Origin of the sequence: Amycolatopsis halotolerans (genome assembly GCF_042647905.1) — a bacterium.
Taxonomy (GTDB): domain Bacteria; phylum Actinomycetota; class Actinomycetes; order Mycobacteriales; family Pseudonocardiaceae; genus Amycolatopsis; species Amycolatopsis halotolerans.
In genome coordinates this window covers 1-803 of the sequence record NZ_JBHRWI010000068.1, presented here as the reverse complement: position 1 = coordinate 803, position 803 = coordinate 1, and the positions used below count along the sequence as shown (strand labels likewise).

Annotated in this window: 1 protein-coding gene; it reads right to left on the bottom strand. The window is 67.9% G+C overall.

Annotated features, from left to right (window positions below; genetic code table 11):
• Positions 1-803 (bottom strand): transposase (locus ACFORO_RS41370; RefSeq protein ID WP_377896753.1); only part of this gene is annotated, 803 nt, incomplete at both ends.

Here is an 803-nt window from a genome sequence, read left to right as displayed (position 1 = left end):
ACACCGCGTGATAGTTGAAGACGCGGAACAACTCGCCCTGGTCGTTCCGCTTGAACCTCGGGGTGCGGCGGACCAGCAGCCGTGCGGTGACCTGACGGCCGGGATTCTCGGCGGCGTGGACGAACGCGGTCAGGGTGGTTTCGGCGATCTCGGCGTGTGTGATCAACTCGCCGGTCTCAGGATCGGGAATCGGGTGCCGGTAAGCGATCTCGGTCCAGGCGTCATCGTCGATGTCGTTGATCACGTTCTTCACTGCCGCGTTTTTCTGGGCGGTGACCGAAAAATACGCTCCTGCCCGGCGGATCGCAGCGATGATCGGGCCAGTGAAGAACGCCGAATCGGCGCGGACCACGATCACGCCGGTCGCCCCGGCCCGGCGCGCCAGGCCGATCGCCTCGGTGATCATCGATGCCGCCCCGCGGCGGGAATCGCAGTTCCCGCCGCGCAGCCGGGCGGTGAGGATCACCGGCGCGCACACCGGGGACGACAACGTGGCGATCAGGTGGTTCAGGCCCCGGACCCCGTTATAGGCGAACCCGCTGCCCTGCTTGCCGCGCCCGTAGGTTTCCTTGATTTTGGCGTCGATATCGAGGAACGCGAGCCCCTCGACACCGGCCAGCAGCGACGGAACCCGCCCCGCCAGCCGGACCACCGCCTCCGAGGCCACCGAGGAGAGCTGACGGACATGGCCGTGGGTGAAACCCCGCAGCCACGACCCGCAGGTCGAGGGCGCCCGCAGACCGGTGAACAACCGGCGCATCCCGCCATGCCGGATCACGTCCAGGTCCTCGATCGAGTCCGCC